Below are 17,597 nucleotides of genomic sequence, written 5' to 3' on the forward strand. Positions count from 1 at the left end.
TCGAACCTTATGTGACTCTGATCTTGCCCGTGACCGCCGCGTTGATCAGGCTCGTCTTGTATTCCTTGAGCGCGGCGATTTGAGATTGTTTGAGTGATATTGCATCGTCCAACGGCGCTGCGATCTTTGCAACATGGTCAACAAGCCGCAGTTGCTCTTCCAATGGCGGAACTACGATCAACAACTCCTTGATGCGTTCGAGATGCAAATTTGTGACAGAGGTCCGGAAGCTACCAAAATACACCTGTTGATCGACCAAGGGACTATTGAAGAATGCTTCGAAGTAATGAGCATTAAGCTCCGCCCGGAGTTTGATTAGACAGAGACTGACGAAAAAGCTGAATTCTTCGTCCCAGTCGACTACCTTGGTCAGGCCAATTGTCCCATTTTTGGAAATGAGAATGTCACCCTTCGCAGCGTCAGCCCGTTTGCTCAGTTCCTTGTGGGCGGTTGGTGAAATCCTCCGAACCTCATCCCACTGAATTTCTCCCTCTTTTATCCTCGTCAAGTCAGTTACTCGAAGAAACGGAACTCCATGATCCAGATATTCTGGCGTGAAGTGTGTGCCATCGACGATTTTGTTCGTCAGAAATTTCAGCTTCGCGATTTGCCAATGCGCGGGGATCTGGCCGATCCAGTCGATGCCGCTATCCTTCATGGGGACGGAGGGGTTCAGGCCGCGGGTGACGGCCTGCTGGATCAGGATCTGCCTGCGCTCGCGCAAGAGCGTGATTTGCTCCTCCTTGATCCGCACCGCCTCGTCAATCGTCGCGCATTTCCCATCCAGAAACGCTGCGATAGCGCGTTGCTCGGCGAGTGGGGGCAGTAAGGTCAAAACCTCACCAAAGTCGTCTGTATAAAGCCGCCAACGCGAAGGAACTACGCCGGAAGAGCGCCGAGCAAATTCGGCAAGGTATGCGTCTGTTTTGTAGAGGTAATCGAGAAAGCCTTGATCGGCTTCATCTTGCAATCTGTAGACCGAATAGGCGGGACTTACGATTCCGTCATGTTTAGAAACACCAAGTGCCCCCATCCATGCAAGCATGATGTTCGAAACCAATTCACCGCTCTTGACGATGCGATAACCGGTCAAATCTTCACTTCGTGATTGCTCTGCGCGGGGAATAACACCGTTTTTCTGGGAAACTGAGAGTAACTGTTCAGAGCCGTCCGATGAGGTTTCCATAGTTTCGCGCCAAATGTATTTGGTTCGCTTGGTTGACCAATTCGCCGGGATTTCATCGAGCCAATCGGCCTCGCTATCGCGGTAACTATCATATTTCGGATAGGCCGCGATGTTCATTGCGCCGGCTCCAGCGTCGTAGCCACCTCAACGCCCAGAATATCCGAGATCAGCCCGTCGGCCTTTTCCTCCAGCGCCAGTATGTCCTGCGTCACCTCCTCAAGGCTGCGCAGCGGCTTGTGGCGGTAGAAATACTTGTTGAAGCTGATCTCGTAGCCGACCTTCACGCTGTCGAGATTGATCCAAGCTTCCTCCACATGCGGTTTCACCTCTGCCACGAAGTAGCGGTGGATGTCGTCCTTGAGCGGTATACTTTCCGCATCGCGCAGGTCGGTCGCCGTCTCGTAGGTCAGGTAGCTGCCGTCGGGCTGGCGATACCATCCGAAATCCGCCAGATCGCCGGTGGCGCAGCCCAGATGGCTGGTGAGTTCCTCCAGATCACCCTTGGACAGCTTGTGCCGCTTGGCAATGACCTTCTCGGCTGTCTCGTCATACCAGCTGACGGCGTTCAGGATCGCGTTTTTCTGGGTCGCCGACAGCTTGATCTTGCGGGCCTTGATCGCCTTGGTCACGCGACTGCGGAAGACGTTGAAATCGGCTGTCTCTTCTGTGCCGATATCACCCATGAGCAATGTTGCGGTCTTGAGCAGGTCGCGGAGCCCGACCCAGAATTTCGTGTCAGTCAGCTTGCCGCGCTGCTTGGCGTTCAGGGTGATCCCCTGTTCCTCGCACCAGGCCACGATCGTCTTGGCCTCGCCCTTGAGGAAACCGGTCTCGTAGACCTTGTCGCCATGTTCCGCCCAGAGCCATTCCATCGGCTCGCGCAGGCCTTTGTCGAAGCGCAGAGGCTCGATCCGGTCGGCGGAAAAACCCGCGCGGCGGCGGTCTGGCCGTTCGATAGTGACTTTGTGGTAGCCGAAATCCTCGTTGTCGAAGATTTTTACGGCGATGCCGACGGGGTCGTTCTTCTCATCGATCACGCGCTCGACAGGGGTATTTTTCAGGTAGGCGTCGGTGATCTGCTGGATGTGATCGTCCGAAAATTCGCAATTTTTGTCGCCAAGGTTTTTGCGGAGCTTGCGATACAGCAGGTTGGCATCGATCAACTGCACCTTGCCCTTGCGCGCGGCGGGTTTGGCGTTGGTCAGAAGCCAGATGTAGGTCGTAATGCCCGTGTTATAGAAAAGGTTGTTCGGCAGCTGGATGATGGTGTCCAGCATGTCGTTTTCGATGATGAAGCGCCGGATATTGGATTCGCCGCTGCCCGCATCGCCGGTGAAGAGGCTTGACCCGTTGTGAACGCTGGCGATCCGCGAGCCGAGCGGGCTGGTGCCCTCCGGCTTCATCTTGTTCACCATCTCCATGAGGAACAGCAACTGGCCGTCCGATGAGCGCGGCGTTGCGTCCATGGTGTCATTTTTCCCCCAATAGTCGCTCAGTTCGACCTGAAAGCGAGGGTCGATGACATCCTTGCCGTCCTTGATGTATTTGACCTCGCTGTTCCAGCTTTTGCCGTAGGGCGGATTGGACAGCATGAAGTCGAACCGATGGGCCGAAAATTCATCGGTGGACAGGGTCGAGCCGACGCGGATGTTGTAGGGGTTGTTGCCCTTGATCATCATGTCTGACTTGCAGATCGCGTAGGTCTCGTCGTTGATCTCCTTGCCGTAGAGATACACGTCCCCTCGCGCCTGGATCGGACCGTCGGGTTCCTTGATGTAGTTTTGTGCCTCGGTCAGCATGCCGCCCGAGCCGCAGGCAGGGTCGTAGATCGTCATGACCGGAGGAAGCTGGTCTTTGATCGGGTCGAACATCAGGTGCGTCATGAGGTGGATCACCTCACGCGGGGTGAAGTGTTCCCCGGCTTCCTCGTTGTTCTCCTCGTTGAATTTCCGGATCAATTCTTCGAAGACGTAACCCATGCCGAGGTTGGACAGGCCAGGAAGCATGTTCCCGTCGGAATCTTCCTTGTCATGTGGTGTCAGGTTGATTTTGGGAGAAACGAAAGCTTCGATGACGTCCAGCAAGACCTGCTTGTCCGCCATGTGCCGCATCTGCTCGAACAGCTTGAAGCGATTCACGATCTCTTTGACGTTGTCGCTGAAGCCGTCGAGGTAGTCCTCGATGTTGGCAAGGAGAATCTGCTGATTGTTGGTGGCGGTGCCGTGGAGTTTCTTCAGGGTCCACTCGCTGGTGTTGAAAAAAACGTAGCCGGAAGCGTCCTTGAGCGGCTCGTCGTCCAGCTCATAGGCACCCATATCTTCCTTCTGGTATCGAACTTCATCCAGAACAGCGTCTTTGGTCGGCTCCAGCAGGGTATCGAGGCGGCGCAGAACGACCATGGGCAGGATGACATCGCGATACTTGCCTCGGACGTAGACGTCCCGCAGGCAGTCATCAGCAATTCGCCAGATAAATGCGACCAGTGAATTATGGGATGCCTGATTCATCTAAAGCCCTCTTTTCTTTTGTTTCTCGCCTACTCGCGAGCTTGATTGGAAACTACCATCTGATTGGGAATTTCACAATGAACCGCCGTGCCGGGTTGCCTTCGAACTGTGAGCAGCGGCGAGTCATTGACCTCAGGGAAATCCAAGGACGTGCGTGTGTCAGGCGAAACTCGTGGAGAAGAGACAGAAGACCGGGTCGCTTGGGAAAAGTTGCCCATGACGACAAAGTCACGCTCGTTCTCGGCTACGGCCTCGCGGCCATGGCGCTCAACGAGGAAAGGGGCGCTCTGATCGTATGGTAAGTATCAACGCTTCAAGCAGAGACGGGGAACCGACCGCGCTTTTTCCCAATGAACCTAAGGCAATTTTTGGGAGGGCGTTTGGGTGGGTTGCCAAAAAATCCAAAACAAAAAGTCCATCGGATCAGAGACTTAAAGTTTTAGTTGGCTCCGGCGGTAGGGATCGAACCTACGACCAATTGATTAACAGTCAACTGCTCTACCGCTGAGCTACGCCGGAACACGAGGGGCGATATAGCAATGCCGGTTTCAGGCGTCCAGAGGCATTTCGAAGTTTTCTCAGAAAAATTCAGCTGCCGGGGGAGAGGCGAAATTCGCCGTCGAAAGACAGCTGGCCTGCCGGGGCGACGCGGTCTCTTTGCGTCAGATCGACGAGATGGGCAAAGACGTTGCGCGCCGCGGCGGGCAGAAGGGCGGGGGGGACCTCGGTGTAGAGCAGGGCCGCGATCGCGCCCGCGCTTGCCGGGCCGTCGGCGAGCGTGGCCAGGATCGAGGCTTCGCGGTCGAGGCGGTGCGCGATCAGCCATTCAAGGCGGCTGGACGGGGTGTCGATCGGGGCGCCGTGTCCGGGGTGAAAGACAGACCACCGGCGCGCCTTCAGGCGGGCGCAGGAGGCCATGAAATCCGTCACGTCGCCATCGGGCGGAGACACCAGCGACGAAGCCCAGCCCATGACGTGATCGCCGCAAAACAGCACGTCGGCCCAGGCAAGGCAGATGTGGTTGCCCATATGGCCGGGCGTGTGCAGGACCTCGAGGCTCCAGTCGCGGCTGGTGATGTGTTGGCCATCGGCGAGGCTGATGTCGGGAAGAAAGCCGTGGTCGATGCCTTCGCCCCCGCCCGCGAAGCCGCTGTCGGCGAGGTGCTGCATCACCGGACTGCGACCGGCCTGCGGCGGTCCGAAGGCAAGGACGGGGGCGCCGGTCGCTGCCGCCAGCGGACCGGCGAGCGGAGAGTGGTCGCGATGTGCGTGGGTCACGATGATATGGGTGATCCGGGCGCCCGCAGGGACGGCGGCAAGGATCGCATCCAGATGCGCGGGCAGGTCGGGGCCGGGGTCGACCACCGCGATCTCGGTCTCGCCCAGGAGGTAGGTGTTGGTGCCCCAGAAGGTCATCGGCGAAGGGTTGGGGGCCAGCAGCCGGCGCAGGCCGGGGGCGAGGGTCTCGGCCACGCCGGGGGCGGGCGGGTTTTCGCCGTCAGTCATGCGGGTTTTCCTTCTCGGAGCGGGGCTTAGCGGCTAAGCCTTAGCCCATGTTCTTTGCCTGGCTCAAACGATATATGCCGCGCAGCCTTTATGGGCGGGCGGCGCTGATCCTGGTGCTGCCGGTGGTGACGCTGCAACTGGTGGTAACGGTGATCTTCGTGCAGCGCCACTTCGAAGGCGTCACCGAGCAGTTGACCCGCTCGGTTCGCGACGAAATCCGGCTGATCGTGGCCCAGGCTGAGGGGGTGCCGCCGCGGGAGGCCATGCGCCGGATGCTGCCGCTGGCGCGGGCGCTGGATTACCGATTGTCGTGGAACGCGGCCATGACCGAAGGCGATCTGCGGCGCTGGTTCGACCTGTCGGGACTGGTGGTCATCCGCGAGTTGCGCGCCGGTCTGGACAACGTGGCGGCGGTGGCGTTGCCGAACGATCGCGACACGCTGGTTTATATGGACCTGCCGCAGGGCGTGCTCGAGATGCGATTCGACCGCAAGGGGGTCTCGGCCAGCAACCCGCACCAACTGATCCTCAACATGATCATCTTCAGCCTGATCATGACGCCGATCGCCTATATCTACCTGCGCAACCAGTTGCGTCCGATCACCCGGCTGGCGCAGGCCGCCGAGGCCTTCGGGCGGGGCAGGGTGGTGCGGTATTCCCCGGGGGGCGCCACCGAGGTGCGCGCGGCGGGGCGCGCGTTTCTGGACATGCGGGCGCGGATCGAGCGGCAGATCGAGCAACGGACCTTGATGCTCTCCGGCATCAGTCACGATCTGCGCACACCGCTGACGCGGCTGAAGCTGGGGTTGTCGATGCTTGACGGTGAGGACGTCGACGACCTGCAACGCGACCTGTCCGAGATGGAGCGGATGCTGGACGAATTCCTTGCCTTTGTGCGGGGCAACGCGGAAGCGGGCGATCCGGTGCCGACCGATCCGATGGCCCTGGTCCGGCAGGTTGTCGAGGATGCGCAGAGGGCGGGAAAGCCGGTCACGCTGGAGCGCTGCGAGGGTGCGGGTGAGGTGCCGCTGAGGCCGCTTGCGATCCGCCGCGCGGTGGAAAACCTGGTCGAGAACGCGGTGCGCTATGGCGAGCGATGCGAGGTGAGTGTCGAACTCGGCAACGCCACGCTGAGCATCATGGTCGAGGACGACGGGCCGGGGATACCCGAAGACCTGCGCGAAACGGCGGTGCGGCCATTCGTGCGACTTGACAAGGCGCGCAACCAGAGCAAGGCGCCGGGGGTCGGGTTGGGTCTGGCGATCGCCACCGATATCGCTCGGGCGCATGGTGGGGTGTTGCGGTTGGGGGCATCGGACCGGTTGGGCGGGTTGCTGGCCGAGCTGGCAATCGCCCGATGAAATGTTTCGCGCGCGAAACATTTTTGGTTTATCATCAATATGTTAATGCGCCGTTCGGTGGCGCGGGCGGAAGGTGAAGGATGGTAGGCCCGGCAGGACTTGAACCCGCAACCAAAGCGTTATGAGCGCTCTGCTCTAACCAATTGAGCTACAGGCCCGCCTTCGGTTGGAGTAGCCAGCCAACCGGGTGGCGTCAAGTCCCTGAGATGTCCGCCGTGCGAGGCCCACATGAACCTATTGCGCGGCGATGCGCGTGACCTTGCGAGGTGTGATTACGTCATCGGCACGCGGCCTGGAGGCGGCTTTGCGAACGGCCCCATGCGCCGCCTTCGGTGCGATCCTGTCCGAAGCCTGGATTTGCGGAAAGTAGAGCCGCACCGTGGTTCCCGCGCCGGGTGTGCTGTCGATATGGACGTCGCCGCCGGATTGCTTGACGAAGCCATAGACCATGGGCATGCCGAGGCCCGATCCCTTGTCGGCGGCCTTGGTCGTGAAGAAGGGCTCCCATATCTTTGCCTTGACGTCCTCGGACATGCCGCAGCCGTTGTCGCTGACCGATATCTCTGTGTATTCGCCCGGTTCCAGACCGCCGTTGCGTCCGGTTCGCCGCGCGTCGGCAATGCGGTGGGTCGCTGTTGCGAAGGTCAGCCGGCCGCCGCCGTTCATGGCGTCGCGGGCGTTGATGGCAAGGTTCAGAAGGGCGCTTTCCAGCTGCGTCCGGTCAACCTCGATCTGCGGAACCGGGGTCAGGGATTTGCGGACCCGGATGGTCGACGGCAAGGTGCGTTGGAACAGGTTGTCCATGCGGTCGATCACCAGATTGACGTCGACCGGCTCGGGCGTGAGGTCGGATTTGCGGCCGAAGGCGAGAAGCTGCTTGGTCAGACGCGCCCCACGATGCGAGGCATCCAGCGCCGAGGTCAGCAACTCGGCGGTGTCCCTGTCCGGTTCGGATAACATACACAGTTCGAGGTTTCCGATAACAACGGTCAGTATATTGTTGAAATCATGCGAAATTCCGGCGGTGAGGCGGCCGACCGCGTCGAGTTTCTGTGCCTCTGCCAGCGCCTGTTCCGAAGCCTTCTGATCGGTGATGTCGAGCGATGCACAGATCTCCCTGACGACCCTGCCGGTCTCATCTGTGACGGGTTTGACGACGGCGTGTATCCAATTTACGCCCTCGGAGGTTGGAATGCGGTATTCCATGGTGACGGATTTGCCGGCGCGGATTTCCTGGCACCAGCCTTCGACCTTCTGGCGATCATCGGGATGGACCGGTTCGAAATCTCCGCGGGCGCGGGAGGCCTCGGGCACGAAATCCTCAACACTCATACCGTAGTTGCGGGCATGCTGTTCAGAGACGACGACCGGTTCACCGGTATCCACGTCCCAGATGTAGTAGCCCATCTTGGCGATCTTGCTGGCCAGAAGCAGCGGTTCTTCCTGTTCCTTGCGCTGGGCCATGAGCAGGGCTTCGTAATTGGCATCGCGCTGGTCGCGGGTGCGGCCGACGAAGAAGCCGACACCGATGTACAGCGCCATGCCGGCCATCGTGTGCCAGATGTCGCCGACCAGCGACGCCGGGCCGATTCCGACGAAATGCGAATGCAGCACACTGCCCGATGCGAGCAGGCCGGACACGATCCCGACGCGCAGACCGCCGACCACGCTGGCGATGACCACCGACACCATCAACAGAAGGAACGGGACCGGAAAGACCGGATTGAGGTGATGAGAGGCCTCCAGGGCCGTCATGACCACAAGGGTCGGTACAACGGCCAGCCAGTTGGCCTGAAACATACTCTTGATCATCAACCGCACCCGTTTGGCATAAGCGTCGGTCCCGAGATTGTCAGCCGTCCCGCGCAGGCAATATCACACAACCTTAAGCCCTCTGATTGACAGGATTGTCATGAACTCGGGAATATCCAAAATGATTTCAGCTAACATTTTTCATAAAGTCTTCATTACCTGAGTAAGAAATTTTCAAGGAGTTGCTCAATTAATACGTGTGGGTGCGAAAGCCCGTCACAAGGCTTTCGGATTGCATGGCCGCGAGCGATGTTCTAACCCGGCCCGAGACCCCTCACAGACGGAGCCGGAGATGAGCGCTGACACGGGCAAGCAAGGGCTGAGCTACGCCGAGGCTGGCGTTGATATCGACGCGGGCAACGCGCTGGTGGAGCGGATCAAGCCGGCGGCGAAACGCACGACGCGGCCCGGCGTGATGTCGGGGCTGGGCGGCTTTGGCGCGCTGTTCGACCTGAAGGCAGCGGGCTACGACGACCCGGTTCTGGTGGCCGCCACCGACGGCGTCGGCACCAAGCTGCGGATTGCGATCGACACCGGCGAGGTTGACGGGGTCGGCATCGACCTCGTGGCGATGTGTGTCAATGACCTGGTGTGCCAGGGCGCGGAGCCTTTGTTCTTCCTCGACTATTTCGCCACCGGCAAGCTGGAGACGGACGTTGCGGCGCGGATCATCGAAGGCATTGCCGAGGGCTGCGCCCGGTCAGGCTGTGCGCTGATCGGCGGCGAAACCGCCGAGATGCCGGGCATGTACCCGGAGGGCGATTTCGACCTCGCGGGCTTCTCGGTCGGCGCGATGGAACGCGGTCGCGCCCTGCCGGAGGGGGTTCAGGCCGGTGACGTGCTGCTGGGTCTGGGCAGCGACGGGGTGCATTCGAACGGCTATTCGCTGGTGCGCAAGATCGTCGAGCGTTCGGGGCTGTCGTGGAACGACGACTGTCCGTGGGACGAAGGTTCGCTCGGGGCGGCGCTGCTGCGGCCGACGCGTCTGTACGTGAAGCCGGCGCTTGATGCGGTGCGCGCGGGTGGCGTGCATGCGTTGGCGCACATCACCGGCGGCGGGCTGACCGAGAACCTGCCGCGGGTGCTGGACGCGGGACAGGGCGCGCGCATCGACCTGGGGGCCTGGAGGTTGCCGCCCGTGTTCCGTTGGCTGGCGCAAGAGGGCGGGCTGGCCGAGGCCGAGATGCTCAAGACCTTCAATGCCGGGATCGGCATGGTGCTGGTGGTTGAGGCCAGACGTGCGGCTGCGCTTTCGGAGCAGTTGCAGGCGGCGGGCGAGACCGTGTACCGGCTGGGCGAGGTCGTGGAGGGCGAGGGCGTCGCCTATTCCGGCACGCTTGCATGAGCCTTCGGGTCGCGATCCTGATCTCGGGCGGCGGGTCCAACATGGTCACGCTGGCCGACAGCATGACCGGCGACCACCCGGCGCGGCCCTGTCTTGTCCTGTCCAACAACGCCGAGGCCGGGGGGCTGGCCAAGGCCCGGGCGCGCGGCATTTCGACGGCAGTGGTGGATCACCGGCCCTTCGGCAAGGACCGCGCGGCGTTCGAGGCGCGGATACAGGCGGAGCTGGACTCGGCGCGGGCGGAGATAATCTGCCTCGCGGGGTTCATGCGGGTGCTCACGCCCGAGTTCGTCGGACGCTGGCAAGGGCGGATGCTGAACATCCATCCGTCGCTGTTGCCGAAGTACAAGGGGCTGGACACCCATGCGCGGGCACTGGCGGCAGGCGACGTGGAACACGGCTGCTCGGTCCACCTTGTGACGCCAGAGCTGGATGACGGGCCCGTGCTTGGCCAGGCGCGGGTGCCGGTGCACCCCGCCGATACGGCAGACAGCCTGAGTGCGCGGGTTCTGGCCGAGGAACATCGACTTTACCCCGCCGTCCTGCGAGATTTTGCGGAGAAGTTGCAACCCGAGTGACCGCCTGCACGACTTTCCTTCGTTTCGGGAAACCGGTATACCAACCGGACGGGGAGCGCGAGAAGAACAGAAAAGGCGCCTATGCGTATCATCACAACGACGGAAGACCTGGCCGAGTTCTGCACGGAAGCGCGTCGGCATTCCTATGTCACCGTGGACACCGAATTTCTGCGGGAACGGACCTATTATTCGAAGCTCTGCCTTGTGCAGATGGCAATGCCCGGACGCGGCGACGACAATGCCGCGCTGATCGATCCGCTGGTCGAGGGCCTGTCACTGGCGCCCATGTACGATCTGTTTCGCGACGGCAACGTGGTCAAGGTGTTCCACGCGGCGCGGCAGGATCTCGAGATCTTCCATGTCGACGCCGGGGTCATCCCGCATCCGCTGTTCGACACCCAGGTCGCGGCCATGGTCTGCGGCTTCGGCGAGCAGGTGGGCTATGAGAAGCTGGTGAAGGCGATTGCCCGGCAGGGGCTGGACAAGACGTCGCGCTTCACTGACTGGTCGCGGCGGCCGCTGACCGAGGCGCAGATGAAATACGCGCTGGCCGATGTCACGCACCTGCGCCAGATCTACGAATTCCTCGCCAAGAAGCTGGACGAGACCGGGCGCAAGGGTTGGGTCGAAGAGGAAATGGCGATCCTCGAAAACCCCGAGACCTATATCGTGCGACCGGAAGAAGCTTGGATGCGGCTGAAGACGCGGACGACGACGCCGAAGTTCCTTGCGGTGGTGCGCGAGCTGGCGCGGTTCCGCGAGACCTATGCCCAGACGCGTGACGTGCCGCGCAACCGCGTGTTCAAGGACGATGCGCTGCTGGAACTGGCCTCGACCAAGCCGCAGTCGCCCGCCGATCTGGGACGCTCGCGGCTGTTGCTGCGCGAGGCGCGTCGGGGTGACATCGCCGAGGGAATCCTGGCCGCGGTCAAGAAGGGGATGAATTGTCCGCCGGACGAGATGCCCCAACTGGACCGGTCCCGTGACAAGTTGCAGGTGAACCCGGCACTGGCTGACCTGCTGCGGGTGCTGTTGAAGGCCAAGACCGAAGCGGGCGGCGTTGCGCCGCGGCTGGTGGCGCCCTCGGCGGACCTGGATGCGCTGGCGGCGGGCGTACGGGACGTTCCGGCGCTGCACGGCTGGCGCGACGAGTTGTTCGGGCGCGACGCGTTGCGGCTGTGTGACGGCAAGATCGCGCTGACGGTCAAGGGCAACGATGTGGAGATCGTTGAGCTCTGAGGATGTGCGCCGGCGCGCGACACGAGGTCCCGGACGATGTCCGGGACGGCCTTGCGGTTCGGATGACGGGTCGTATTTTTGGAAATCTTGGACGAACCGCGCGGTTCAGCGCCGGACGGTACGCGCGTTGCCGGCAGCGATGACCCGGATGGCGGTGATGCCCGCAAGATCCTGATCGGTCAACCGCACGGCCGCGGTGACGGTGCGGGCATGCTGGGTGCCGAGGCCGGTGCCGGAGCGGGGTTGCAGGGCGCGGAACTCATAGGTCAGCAGCGAAGGCTCGCCGTCGTCCTGCTCGACCAGACGCACGTCGTAGCTGCCGAGCGCGCGGAAGACACCCGTGGCCTCGACCACCGCGCCGCCGACGGTGCGGCGAATGTGCAGTTCGGTCACTTCCTGCACCAGCGTTCCGCCATACAGCGGGGCATCATCGTTGAACAAGGCGCTGCGCAGGGCGTTGCGCCGGGGGATCAGGGGATTGACCTCGGACTCCTGCGGCTCGGCCACCACGACCTGGGTTGTGCCGCCGCCGAACCAGTTGAACGGATTGACCGCGGAGTCCCGGATCGTCGCGCAGCCGCCCAGCGTCATCGTCGTGACCAGTGATGCCAGTAGCAATGTGCGCATGGGGCCGCTCCGTTGGTTCCGCATGAGGGTTAGCGCATTGGCGCCGCGTTGAAAAGCGATTGCGACTGGACGTGGGCCGTCGGGATGCCTAGGTGAGGATAAGATGCATCGGAGGTGACATGGCCAGCGCAGCGTTCGAAGAGATCGTCGAGGATTTCGAGTTCCTTGAGGACTGGGAGGACCGCTATCGCTATGTCATCGAACGGGGCAAGGCGATGGAGCCGCTGGACGATGCGCTGAAGGTGCCTGCGACCAAGGTGGACGGCTGTGCCAGTCAGGTCTGGCTGCATGTCCGGCCGCGCGACGGCCAGTTCCACTTTGATGGTGACAGTGACGCGATGATCGTGCGTGGGCTGATCGCGGTGCTGCGCGCGCTGTACGACGGGCTGCCGATCGGTGAGGTGCCGAAGGTCGACGCGGGCGGTGAGTTGGCGCGGCTGGGGCTGAACGATCACCTGTCGGCGCAGCGGTCTAACGGGCTGCGGGCAATGGTGGCGCGTATCCGGGAACAGGCAGCGGAATCGGCCTGACCGTCGCGACGGGGCGAAAACCCATTGATGGATTTTGGCCGATCTTTTCGAAAGATCGGCCACCGCCCGCCGCGTCTGAAGCGGGATTTCAGAACGGGATTTCGTCGTCGATGTCGCGGCTCGGCGGATTCCCGCCACCTTGCTGGCCGCCGCCGCCATAGCGATCGTCCTGCGGTCCGCTGTCATAGCCACCGCCGTAACCTCCACCGCCGCCGCCGCCCTGATCGCCACCGCCGCTGCGACCGTCAAGCATGGTCAGCGTGCTGCCCGGGCCCTGAAGGACGACCTCGGTGGAATAGCGGTCCTGGCCGGACTGGTCCTGCCATTTGCGGGTCTGCAGCTGGCCTTCGATGTAAATCTTTGATCCCTTGCGCAGATATTGCTCTGCCACGCGCACCAGACCTTCGGAAAAGATCGCCACGCTGTGCCATTCGGTGCGCTCGCGCCGCTCGCCTGTGTTGCGGTCTTTCCAGGTTTCGGAGGTGGCGATGCGCAGATTGCAGACCTTGCCGCCGTTCTGGAACGTGCGGACTTCCGGGTCGCGCCCGAGGTTTCCGATGAGAATGACTTTGTTGACTGACCCGGCCATGTGATGCCCCCCGATTTCTTGTCTTGATCGTGCCGAATTGCGAATCCGGCGCGTTTGTCCGGCTGACCCTACCTCAGCTTGCGGCAGTGAAAAACTGGTTAACGTCCCCCCGGCTGGCCGAATCCGAGATTTCCCGTATAGTGCGCGAAAAGAGATAATCGGGGACAGGGATATGCGAAAGCTTTTGAGCTTGGGTCTTGTCGCGGCCTTGCTGCCTTGGGGGGTGTCGGCCGAGACGGTGTCCTCGAAGGGGCGGGTGTTGCTCTTCAAGTCGCAGACCAGCGTTCTGGACCGACGTGCCTCGCAGCAATACAAGAATTCGGTGCGGTTGCAGCCGCCCAAGGTGGTCACGCCCACCAAGTGGGACAAGGCGGCGCCGACCAAGCGCTACACGGGCAAGTACAAGGGCGTCTATTCGGCGCTGGCGCGTGAGGCCGCGCGCCGCAATGGCGTGCCGGAAGACCTGTTCCTGCGGCTGGTGCAGCAGGAGAGCGGATGGAACCCCAAGGCCGTCAGCCACAAGGGTGCGATGGGGCTGGCGCAACTGATGCCGGGGACAGCCGCGAGGCTGGGTGTGAACCCGAAGGACCCGGGCCAGAACCTCGATGGCGGGGCGCGGTATCTCAAGCAGCAATTTAATCGGTTCGGAACGTGGCGGCTGGCGCTGGCGGCCTATAACGCCGGCCCCGGCGCGGTCGAGAAATACGGCGGCGTGCCGCCCTACAAGGAGACCCGGAATTACGTCAAGGTAATCTGGGGCAGCTGAGCGCGGCGTCTGGATCGTTTGCAGTTCGGGACCGAACCCTTGGGGGATCGGGAGGCTCAGTCCGCCCACGGCATGGGATGGAACGGATAGTCGGCGAGATCATCGTAGACCGGAGCGCCGCCGCCGAGGATGGACTGCGTGAGCGTCAGGCGATCGGGGGTGAAACCGGGCAGCGGCGCGGCGGCCATATCGGACAGAAAGTGCTGTAGTTCGGTTAGCAGTCCCGCCGAGGGGCGCGGGCCGAAGCGCGCCAGCGTGACATGCGGGCGAAAGCGCTGGCGTTGCAGCGTGAGCCCGGCGGCGCGTGCGGCAGACGCCACGGCACGGTGCAGGGTGTCGAGTTCCGGCGAAGGCCGGATCATCGCGGCGAGAAGTCGGGGCCGCGACCCGCCGAATACGTCGAGGCCGGAGAACATGACGTCGAACGGATAGGCGCGAATGCCGTCGAGCGCGTCGTGCAGATCCGAGAGGGGCTGGGACGGCACATCGGCGAAGAACGCCAGCGTGACATGCATCTGGTCCGGGGCCACCTTGCGGCCGGCGTGCAGACCTTCTGTCAGGTCCGACAGGCGATCCTGCACCTCTTCCGGAACCGGCAGGGCGACGAAAACCCGCAAGAGCGGCCTCAGCCGCCGCCGTGGTGCCGAAACACCGGCACGGTGCCCGCAGGTCTTGCCTTGGGTTCCGGCTGAGCGGACTGGCGCAGGGCGGTGGGCGTCTGTCCGGCATGATGCTGGATGAAGCGGCTGAAGTAGGCGGCGGAGCCGAAGCCGAGCTGGCTGGCCACATCCTGAATTGCCGGCACCGGCTGCGCCAGCAGGATGCGCGCTTCGTGCAGCACCCTCTGGGTGATCAGGTCGGCGGCGGTCAGGCCCGAGTTGTCACGGCACACGCGGGTCAGGTGGGTTGGCGTGACCCCGAGCCTTTCGGCGTAATCGGCCATGTTCAGCCCGGAGCGGAACTCGGCCTCCATCAGGTCTGCGAAAGCGCGGCTAAGCCGCTGGCCGGCGGTCTCCTTGCCTTGCAGCGCCGGTGAGACCTTGTCGGTTTGCTCATCCATCGTCAGCATCTGACGGCGCAGCCAGATGGCGGCGAGGTTGAACTTGGCCAGCAGCGCCTCGGTCTGGAAGGGGCGCATGATTTGCTGTTCGCGCTGGAGCGTCTCGACGATGCTGCTCAGTTCGCCTTGCGCTGTCACGTCGCGGATCCGCAGGTGTTGGGGGGTGTCGGGCAAGAGCGGGGCGCCGCTGTCCGAAATCAGCGCCTGTCCGAAACACTGGGACCCGGTTTCAAGCGAAAACTGTGTGCCCGGAGGCAGATAGAGGACGTTGTTGATGCCGATACCGCGACGCAGCCCGCGGATGGTGACCCGGCCCTGACCGCGCGTGATCCAGATGAACAGGTGGTCGCGGCGCGCATGTGGCAGGGTCACCTGCCAGGCTCCGCCGGCGGCCAGTTGCGCCAGCGTCACCACGCGCAGGGGCATGGCCCGGGTTGCCTCGGACATTGCCATCCGGTCAGGCTGTTGCACTGTCACGTTCCTGTCGCCCCTGTCCCTGCCGCCTGTACGGCCGCGCATCGCCGTGAGTGCCGCACCACTGCGGTCTTGGCAAGCGCCCGAAGGGCGGCGGTTCGGCCCGGCGGCACGTTTTCAGCCGAGTTGCGCCGCCGGCACGCCTTGCCACGTCCCCATGCGGGACCGTAACCATGTGCGCTGGCGTTTGGCAAATCGGGTGGTGGCGACGGTGGCCCTTTCCCGCGCAAGCTCAAGCGGGATTTCGCCATGTGCATAGGCGACAAGCTCGGGCGCGCCGATCGCCTTGAAACTCAGCAGCTCCGGATTCCAGCGCGGCAGGTTCTGCTGCACCTCGTCGAGCGCGCCATGTTCCAGCATCAGGTCGAAGCGGCGCGCGATCCGTTCGTTCAGCCAGTCGCGGTCGGCATCGACGCGCAGCGGCTGGGTCTGCGCAAGGGGCAGGCGCGGGGGCGGTGTGTCGCCCTGCCACGCGGCGAGGCCGCGCCCGGTGGCGCGCTGCACCTCCCAGGCGCGCTGGACCCGCATCGGGTTGCGCTGGTCGATCCGGGACAGGGTCTCGGCGTCGATCTCGGGTAGAAAGGCCTCGTGCCCGCGGGTTCGCCGAATCTGGTCGGCCTCGGTGCGGATGTCGTGCGGCGTGCCGGGGATCGACGCGAGACCTTCGGTCAGGGCCGCGAAATAGAGCCCGGTGCCGCCGATGATGATCGGCCGCGCGCGTCCTGCGAGGACCGGCTCCAGATCGCGGAGCCAGTGGCCGACGGAATATGCGCCATCCCAGGGCACGTGGCCGTAAAGGGCATGCGGCGCACGCGCAAGGTCTTCGGGGCCGGGACGGGCGGTCAGGACGCGCCAGTTTTCGAAGACCTGGATCGCGTCGGCATTGACGATGACGCCGCCCTGGGTTTCGGCGATCTCGAGCGCCAGCGCGGATTTGCCGCTTGCGGTCGGTCCGGCGATAAGCACCGGCAACTCTGGCGAGAGGGTGCCGATTACCGAGGGCATGGCGCGGCCCCGGTCTTGCTTGACGCCGGGTTTCGAGGTGAATGGCGCATTGAACTGATCCGTGTTTTCCGACATTTTGCCGCCAACTCAAGCCCAGCCCCTACCGGAGTACACCATGCCTGACAATATCACGGTCGATGCCGACGCGCCGAAGACCACCTACAAGCGGGTTCTGCTGAAGATCTCGGGCGAGGCGCTGATGGGCGACCAGGGCTACGGTCTTCACCCGCCGACGGTGCAGCGCATCGCGCAGGAGGTGAAGTCGGTCCACGACATGGGCGTCGAGATCTGCATGGTGATCGGCGGCGGCAACGTGTTCCGAGGGCTTCAGGGCTCGGCCCAGGGAATGGAGCGGACGACGGCCGACTACATGGGCATGCTGGCCACGGTGATGAACGCGCTGGCGATGCAATCGGCGCTGGAGGGACTCGGGGTGTTCACGCGGGTGATCAGCGCGATTCCGATGGACCAGGTCTGCGAGCCCTACATCCGCCGCCGCGCGGTGCGCCACCTGGAAAAGAAGCGGGTCTGCATCTTTGCCGCCGGGACGGGAAACCCCTATTTCACCACCGACACGGCGGCGACTTTGCGAGCAAGCGAGATGTCCTGCGAGGCGATCTTCAAGGGCACCAAGGTGGACGGGGTCTACGACAAGGACCCGGTGAAATTCCCCGATGCCAAGCGCTATGAGACGGTGAGCTATGACGAGGTCTTGCAGAAGTACCTTGGCGTCATGGATGCCTCCGCCATTGCGCTGGCACGGGACAACAACCTGCCGATCATCGTGTTCTCGCTGGACGAGCCGGGCGGTTTCCGGGGAATTCTTGCGGGGCAGGGGACTTATACGAAGGTGGGTGGATAGCGGCTTCACCGCATTCTTTGAAAGAATGCGGTCCGAAATCTTTTGAAGATTTCGGCGCCCCTGGGCAGCCGTGGCTTTGCCCCTTGCGCCCCTACGCCAACCGGTCTATACGCGCGCCACTAATCCGCAGGTGCGGGCGGGCCTTTGGGG

Annotated in this window: 16 protein-coding genes and 2 tRNA genes; 7 read left to right on the plus strand and 11 right to left on the minus strand. The window is 62.9% G+C overall.

Annotation, left to right across the window (positions count from 1 at the left end; genetic code table 11):
- Positions 1–7: 7 nt before the first annotated feature.
- The 4 genes from AC04PT_RS03300 to AC04PT_RS03315 form a co-directional block, all read right to left on the minus strand.
- The gene (locus tag AC04PT_RS03300) at positions 8–1,303 is read right to left on the minus strand and encodes a restriction endonuclease subunit S (protein ID WP_482872078.1); all 1,296 of its coding nucleotides are present in this window, start codon (positions 1,301–1,303) and stop codon (positions 8–10) included.
- Positions 1,300–3,693, minus strand: coding sequence for a type I restriction-modification system subunit M (locus AC04PT_RS03305; RefSeq protein WP_482872080.1), 2,394 nt, complete (start codon positions 3,691–3,693; stop codon positions 1,300–1,302). The genes AC04PT_RS03300 and AC04PT_RS03305 overlap by 4 nt, the downstream gene beginning before the upstream one ends.
- Positions 3,694–4,137: 444 nt before the next feature.
- Positions 4,138–4,212: transfer RNA gene (locus AC04PT_RS03310), tRNA-Asn, on the minus strand.
- 69 nt (positions 4,213–4,281) lie between these two features.
- On the minus strand, positions 4,282–5,199 hold the full coding sequence (locus tag AC04PT_RS03315) for an MBL fold metallo-hydrolase (RefSeq protein WP_482872081.1): 918 nt from the start codon (positions 5,197–5,199) through the stop codon (positions 4,282–4,284).
- 47 nt (positions 5,200–5,246) lie between these two features.
- Between AC04PT_RS03315 and AC04PT_RS03320 the strand changes: the two genes are divergently transcribed.
- A complete protein-coding gene (locus AC04PT_RS03320) occupies positions 5,247–6,560 on the plus strand; it encodes an ATP-binding protein (protein WP_482872082.1) in 1,314 nt (437 codons plus the stop codon).
- Positions 6,561–6,641: 81 nt separating this feature from the next.
- Here the strand turns inward: AC04PT_RS03320 and AC04PT_RS03325 are convergent.
- Together AC04PT_RS03325 and AC04PT_RS03330 are read right to left on the minus strand one after the other, a co-directional pair.
- Positions 6,642–6,718, minus strand: a tRNA-Ile gene (locus AC04PT_RS03325).
- 76 nt (positions 6,719–6,794) lie between these two features.
- A complete protein-coding gene (locus AC04PT_RS03330) occupies positions 6,795–8,372 on the minus strand; it encodes an ATP-binding protein (RefSeq protein WP_482872083.1) in 1,578 nt (525 codons plus the stop codon).
- A 292-nt stretch (positions 8,373–8,664) separates the two neighbouring features.
- Here AC04PT_RS03330 and purM point away from each other — a divergent pair, with 292 nt between their 5' ends.
- The 3 genes from purM (at position 8,665) to rnd (ending at position 11,534) form a co-directional block, all read left to right on the plus strand.
- Entirely contained in the window at positions 8,665–9,717 is a 1,053-nt protein-coding gene (gene purM, locus AC04PT_RS03335) for a phosphoribosylformylglycinamidine cyclo-ligase (RefSeq protein WP_482872084.1), read from the plus strand.
- The gene (gene purN, locus AC04PT_RS03340; RefSeq protein WP_482872085.1) at positions 9,714–10,295 is read left to right on the plus strand and encodes a phosphoribosylglycinamide formyltransferase; all 582 of its coding nucleotides are present in this window, start codon (positions 9,714–9,716) and stop codon (positions 10,293–10,295) included. Before purM ends, purN begins: the two co-directional genes overlap by 4 nt.
- An 81-nt stretch (positions 10,296–10,376) precedes the next feature.
- Positions 10,377–11,534: a ribonuclease D gene (gene rnd, locus AC04PT_RS03345; protein ID WP_482872086.1), complete on the plus strand. Its 1,158-nt coding sequence runs from the start codon at positions 10,377–10,379 to the stop codon at positions 11,532–11,534.
- A 105-nt stretch (positions 11,535–11,639) separates the two neighbouring features.
- Here the strand turns inward: rnd and AC04PT_RS03350 are convergent, their stop codons facing one another.
- Complete coding sequence (locus AC04PT_RS03350) at positions 11,640–12,161, minus strand: hypothetical protein (protein ID WP_482872088.1); 522 nt, start codon at positions 12,159–12,161, stop codon at positions 11,640–11,642.
- Between the two features lie 119 nt (positions 12,162–12,280).
- Between AC04PT_RS03350 and AC04PT_RS03355 the strand changes: the two genes are divergently transcribed.
- Positions 12,281–12,691 carry a SufE family protein gene (locus AC04PT_RS03355; RefSeq protein ID WP_482872089.1) on the plus strand — a complete coding sequence of 137 codons (411 nt, stop codon included), beginning with the start codon at positions 12,281–12,283 and terminating at the stop codon, positions 12,689–12,691.
- 88 nt (positions 12,692–12,779) lie between these two features.
- Here the strand turns inward: AC04PT_RS03355 and ssb are convergent, their stop codons facing one another.
- On the minus strand, positions 12,780–13,280 hold the full coding sequence (gene ssb / locus AC04PT_RS03360; protein ID WP_482872090.1) for a single-stranded DNA-binding protein: 501 nt from the start codon (positions 13,278–13,280) through the stop codon (positions 12,780–12,782).
- Between the two features lie 172 nt (positions 13,281–13,452).
- On the opposite strand from ssb, the gene AC04PT_RS03365 reads away from it, so the two are divergent.
- On the plus strand, positions 13,453–14,046 hold the full coding sequence (locus AC04PT_RS03365; protein ID WP_482872091.1) for a lytic transglycosylase domain-containing protein: 594 nt from the start codon (positions 13,453–13,455) through the stop codon (positions 14,044–14,046).
- A 56-nt stretch (positions 14,047–14,102) separates the two neighbouring features.
- On the opposite strand, the gene thpR is transcribed toward AC04PT_RS03365, so the two are convergent.
- The 3 genes from thpR to miaA all read right to left on the minus strand — a co-directional run bounded on the left by thpR (position 14,103) and on the right by miaA (position 16,660).
- On the minus strand, positions 14,103–14,663 hold the full coding sequence (gene thpR / locus AC04PT_RS03370; protein WP_482872093.1) for an RNA 2',3'-cyclic phosphodiesterase: 561 nt from the start codon (positions 14,661–14,663) through the stop codon (positions 14,103–14,105).
- An 8-nt stretch (positions 14,664–14,671) separates the two neighbouring features.
- Positions 14,672–15,625: an AraC family transcriptional regulator gene (locus tag AC04PT_RS03375; protein ID WP_482872094.1), complete on the minus strand. Its 954-nt coding sequence runs from the start codon at positions 15,623–15,625 to the stop codon at positions 14,672–14,674.
- Between the two features lie 72 nt (positions 15,626–15,697).
- Entirely contained in the window at positions 15,698–16,660 is a 963-nt protein-coding gene (gene miaA, locus AC04PT_RS03380) for a tRNA (adenosine(37)-N6)-dimethylallyltransferase MiaA (protein ID WP_482872095.1), read from the minus strand.
- Positions 16,661–16,700: 40 nt separating this feature from the next.
- Here miaA and pyrH point away from each other — a divergent pair, with 40 nt between their 5' ends.
- Positions 16,701–17,447, plus strand: a complete 747-nt coding sequence (gene pyrH, locus AC04PT_RS03385) for a UMP kinase (RefSeq protein WP_482872096.1) — start codon at positions 16,701–16,703, stop codon at positions 17,445–17,447.
- Positions 17,448–17,597: the final 150 nt, after the last annotated feature.

This window comes from Litorisediminivivens sp. KMU-197, assembly GCF_056858395.1.

Excerpts from the sequence above, each read along its gene's own strand:
- AC04PT_RS03300 (WP_482872078.1), bottom strand. The coding sequence starts at position 1,303 with ATGAACATCGCGGCCTATCCGAAATATGATAGTTACCGCGATAGCGAG.
- AC04PT_RS03305 (WP_482872080.1), bottom strand. The coding sequence starts at position 3,693 with ATGAATCAGGCATCCCATAATTCACTGGTCGCATTTATCTGGCGAATT.
- AC04PT_RS03315 (WP_482872081.1), bottom strand. The coding sequence starts at position 5,199 with ATGACTGACGGCGAAAACCCGCCCGCCCCCGGCGTGGCCGAGACCCTC.
- AC04PT_RS03320 (WP_482872082.1), top strand. The coding sequence starts at position 5,247 with ATGTTCTTTGCCTGGCTCAAACGATATATGCCGCGCAGCCTTTATGGG.
- AC04PT_RS03330 (WP_482872083.1), bottom strand. The coding sequence starts at position 8,372 with ATGATCAAGAGTATGTTTCAGGCCAACTGGCTGGCCGTTGTACCGACC.
- purM (WP_482872084.1), top strand. The coding sequence starts at position 8,665 with ATGAGCGCTGACACGGGCAAGCAAGGGCTGAGCTACGCCGAGGCTGGC.
- purN (WP_482872085.1), top strand. The coding sequence starts at position 9,714 with ATGAGCCTTCGGGTCGCGATCCTGATCTCGGGCGGCGGGTCCAACATG.
- rnd (WP_482872086.1), top strand. The coding sequence starts at position 10,377 with ATGCGTATCATCACAACGACGGAAGACCTGGCCGAGTTCTGCACGGAA.
- AC04PT_RS03350 (WP_482872088.1), bottom strand. The coding sequence starts at position 12,161 with ATGCGCACATTGCTACTGGCATCACTGGTCACGACGATGACGCTGGGC.
- AC04PT_RS03355 (WP_482872089.1), top strand. The coding sequence starts at position 12,281 with ATGGCCAGCGCAGCGTTCGAAGAGATCGTCGAGGATTTCGAGTTCCTT.
- ssb (WP_482872090.1), bottom strand. The coding sequence starts at position 13,280 with ATGGCCGGGTCAGTCAACAAAGTCATTCTCATCGGAAACCTCGGGCGC.
- AC04PT_RS03365 (WP_482872091.1), top strand. The coding sequence starts at position 13,453 with ATGCGAAAGCTTTTGAGCTTGGGTCTTGTCGCGGCCTTGCTGCCTTGG.
- AC04PT_RS03375 (WP_482872094.1), bottom strand. The coding sequence starts at position 15,625 with ATGCGCGGCCGTACAGGCGGCAGGGACAGGGGCGACAGGAACGTGACA.
- miaA (WP_482872095.1), bottom strand. The coding sequence starts at position 16,660 with ATGTCGGAAAACACGGATCAGTTCAATGCGCCATTCACCTCGAAACCC.
- pyrH (WP_482872096.1), top strand. The coding sequence starts at position 16,701 with ATGCCTGACAATATCACGGTCGATGCCGACGCGCCGAAGACCACCTAC.